The organism is Mesorhizobium sp. M7A.F.Ca.CA.004.04.2.1 (assembly GCF_004022825.1).
Taxonomy (GTDB): Bacteria; Pseudomonadota; Alphaproteobacteria; order Rhizobiales; family Rhizobiaceae; genus Mesorhizobium.
Genome location: NZ_RZPH01000638.1, coordinates 1 through 3,570, shown reverse-complemented (window position 1 = coordinate 3,570; position 3,570 = coordinate 1). Strand labels below are relative to the sequence as shown.

The following is a 3,570-nucleotide window of genomic DNA, read 5'->3' as shown; positions in this document are numbered from 1 at the left end:
GTCGGCATAGGGGGCGCCCCGCCACTCGCCGCCAGATAGCTCGGTCAGGCCTAATTCCGGCCTGCCGACCGCCTCGGCCACCCAATCGCGCAACGTGGGGATTTTCGAGCTTTCGGAGAAGGTGCATTCAAACGCCGTCGCCACATGCTTCGGACAGCGCGACCATGTCTCCCGAGCCTCCCGCGACGCTTCGATGCCCGGGCCGCCTGAATGGCTGGGAAACAGGTGAATGCGGTCCGTATCGATACCCAGTTCACGCAGCCACACGATAACGGCATGCATCGAACTGCCGGACAGGCCAGGACCCTCGTCGACAACGGCGAAACGCGCCGATGGATTGTTCATCCAAGTGGCGATCGACTGCGGATCGGCGTTGATATACCTGCGGAAGGGATGGCCGATCGGGCGAACGCTGAATGGTGCCGGCGCACCAATCGAGGCCGCCACCATAGCTGCCAGCCCGAGGCCGATGCTGCGGACGCCGATCACGCATGTGTTCGCATCGAGACCCGACTTCTGCGCCGCGTCCAAATAGCTTTCGGGATAAAGCGCATAGTGCGCATAACCCTCGGCAGAGCCGGTCACAACCTCGGCCTTGCAGTCGAGCCCGGCCAGCTGTTTGAGAAGTCCCGGATCGATGCCACCGCCGACGCCGAAACCGCTTTGCCACGACTTCGCCACCTCTGCCGCGAGTCCGACCAACAACTTGGCGCCTTGCTGTTGTCGCGGCGAAAAGATGTCGATGCCGCTGGTTTGGAAATCGACATCGGCAAGCGCCTGAACCAGCTCCGACACGCTGATGAATAGTCCGACCAATGCAGCATGGCGTTGGACGCCATGAGACATCCGATCCAGGCTTTCGGCCATTTCGTTTGCTGCTTCCCGAAGCTGCTCTGCGCTCTCGGTCTGCCTGTGGTCGCCGTAGACGATCATCGATCGGTTTTCCAATGTTGCCGTGCGGCAACGCATCGAATGCAGCTTCGATCCATGCAGTCTCGCGCAATTTTTCGATGGGCGGAGGAACATTCCGGCACGCTGATGGTTCGGCGCCAGGAACTTACCTTTGAACAACATAGGGTGGCGGTTTCGTGGGATCGAAAAAGGTTCGTGTTGGTATCGTTGGGGTCGGCAACTGCGCATCCTCCCTGGTGCAGGGCCTCTCGTTTTATCGTAACGCGAAAAGCAACGAACCAATCCCTGGGCTGATGCATGCCGACCTTGGCGGCTACCATGTCGACGACATCGAGATTGTCTGCGCATTCGATGTCGCCAGGAGCAAGGTTGGCCGCGACGTCGCGGAAGCGATCTATGCCGCCCCGAACAACACGTTCCGCTTCGCCGACGCGCTGACAACCGGCATTCGCGTCGAGCGCGGGCCGACGTTGGACGGGATCGGCAAATATCTGCGCGACGAGATTGAAGAAGCTCCGGAGCCGGTTGCCAATGTCAGCGAGATCCTGCGCGACAGCAACGCTGACGTGCTGGTTTCCTACCTGCCGGTGGGTTCTGAGGAGGCAACTTGCTTCTATGCCGAATGCGCACTCGAGGCCGGCTGCGCCTTCGTCAATTGCATACCAGTTTTCATCGCCTCACGCCCGGAATGGCGCCGGCGCTTTGAGCAGCGAGGACTGCCGCTGGTCGGCGACGATATCAAGAGCCAGGTCGGCGCGACCATCGTGCACCGGCTGCTGGCCAATCTCTTCCGCGAACGCGGCGTACGCATCGACCGCACCTATCAGCTGAATTTCGGCGGCAACACCGATTTTCTCAACATGCTGGAACGCGAGCGGCTGGAATCGAAGAAAATCTCGAAGACACAGTCCGTGGCCAGCCAGTTCGATGTTCCCCTGGAGCCAGGCAATATCCACGTTGGGCCCAGCGACCACGTACCGTGGCTGACCGATCGCAAGTGGGCCTATATAAGGGTGGAAGGCACGACTTTCGGCGGCGTGCCGCTCAATGCCGAGCTCAAGCTGGAAGTCTGGGATTCTCCAAACTCGGCCGGCGTGGTGATCGATGCGGTACGCTGCGCCAAGCTGGCGCTCGATCGCGGCATGGCCGGAGCGCTGACCGGTCCCTGCAGTTATTTCATGAAGTCGCCTCCCGAACAGTTCACCGACGCCGAAGCGCGGCAGCGCACGCTCGCTTTTATCGCAGGCAAGGACGAGCCTTTGCTCGATGCCGCGGAATGACGACGACCTTCTTTCTGATCCGCCATGCGGCACACGACAATGTCGGCTCCTATCTGGCAGGCCGTATGGACGGCGTTTGCCTCGGGGATGCTGGTAAGGCGCAGGCAACGCAGCTTGGCTGCCGCATGGCCCGGGAGCCGATTGCAGCGATCTTGTGCAGCCCGCGCGAGCGGACCCGGGAGACGGCCCTGCCAATCGCGTTCGCCTGCGGCGTCGGGGAAATCGCGATCTGTGCCGAACTCGACGAGATCGACTTCGGCGACTGGTCGGGAAAGACCTTCGATGAGTTGAGCGGCAACGCCGGCTGGCGAGCCTGGAACGACCAGCGGCAGGAGGCCAGGACACCAAACGGCGAAACCATGCTGGATGTCCAGCAGCGCGTCGTCGCGGTGATGAACGCTGTCCACGAGCAGCATCAGAATCAGTGTGTCGCCCTGGTCAGCCACGCCGATGTGATCAAGGCCGCCGTCTGCAAAGTCCTTGGCTTGCCGGCCGGCGACTGCTTTCGCTTCGACATCGATCCCGCCTCGATCACCACGATCGTGTCGGGCGACTGGGGGGCGAAGCTGATCCGATTGAACGAAGTTGCCTGACGAGGATTTGCCGGATGCAGATGGTCATTTTCGGTCTTACCGTCACGTCTTCATGGGGTAACGGCCATGCCACCTTATGGAGGGGACTGATCAGAGCCCTCGCCCGGCGCGGCTGGTCCATCACCTTCTTCGAACGCGACACACCCTACTATGCCGGAACGCGCGATGTTGATCATCTGGACGGCGGCAACATCGTGCTCTATCCGGACTGGGAGGATATCCGCCGGGTCGCGGAGCAAACGATCAAACGATCGGATGTCGTTATCGTCACCTCTTATTGTCCCGATGCCGTGGACGCCTCGCGGCTGGCGCAGCAGGCAGGGCGCGGACTGCGGGTCTTCTACGATCTGGACACTCCGGTCACGCTTGCCCGCATCGAACAAGGTGAGCGTCCACCCTATTTCGGCCCCGAGGGTCTTGCCGATTTCGACCTCGTCCTGAGCTACACAGGCGGCTCGGCGGTCGACGCGCTGAAGGCGGTTCTGGGCGCGCGTCACGTGGTGCCGCTCTATGGGCATGTCGATCCGGATCAACACCGGCCGGCTACGCCGCGGGCCGAGTTCAAGGCCGATCTCTCCTATCTCGGAACCTACGCGCCCGATCGCCAGGCGGCCGTCGAGAATCTGCTGGTTCGCCCAGCTGCGCGCTTGGCGGACCAGCGCTTCATCATCGGCGGCGCACAATATCCGCAGGAATTCCCGTGGAGCGACAACATCTTCTTCGTCAGGCACCTTCCGCCGGCCGATCACCCGGCGTTTTTCTCATCCTCTCGTCTGACACTGAAT

The 3,570-nt window shown here is 61.8% G+C and carries 3 protein-coding genes and 1 pseudogene; 3 read left to right on the top strand and 1 reads right to left on the bottom strand.

Annotation, left to right across the window (positions count from 1 at the left end):
• A pseudogene (locus tag EN893_RS24325) lies at nucleotides 1-1,194 on the bottom strand (hypothetical protein); the annotation flags it as partial.
• On the opposite strand from EN893_RS24325, the gene EN893_RS24320 reads away from it, so the two are divergent.
• The 3 genes from EN893_RS24320 to EN893_RS24310 all read left to right on the top strand — a co-directional run.
• Nucleotides 1,089-2,192 carry an inositol-3-phosphate synthase gene (locus EN893_RS24320; protein ID WP_127270577.1) on the top strand — a complete coding sequence of 368 codons (1,104 nt, stop codon included), beginning with the start codon at nucleotides 1,089-1,091 and terminating at the stop codon, nucleotides 2,190-2,192. The pseudogene EN893_RS24325 and the gene EN893_RS24320 sit on opposite strands and share 106 nt — an antisense overlap.
• Nucleotides 2,189-2,785: a histidine phosphatase family protein gene (locus EN893_RS24315; RefSeq protein ID WP_127270579.1), complete on the top strand. Its 597-nt coding sequence runs from the start codon at nucleotides 2,189-2,191 to the stop codon at nucleotides 2,783-2,785. Before EN893_RS24320 ends, EN893_RS24315 begins: the two co-directional genes overlap by 4 nt.
• Before the next feature lie 14 nt (nucleotides 2,786-2,799).
• The coding region (locus EN893_RS24310; RefSeq protein WP_128361826.1) for a glycosyltransferase at nucleotides 2,800-3,570 on the top strand (771 nt) is incomplete at its 3' end.

Bases quoted from the DNA above. Each gene is read 5' to 3' on its own strand.
- EN893_RS24315 (WP_127270579.1), top strand. From the start codon at position 2,189: ATGACGACGACCTTCTTTCTGATCCGCCATGCGGCACACGACAATGTC.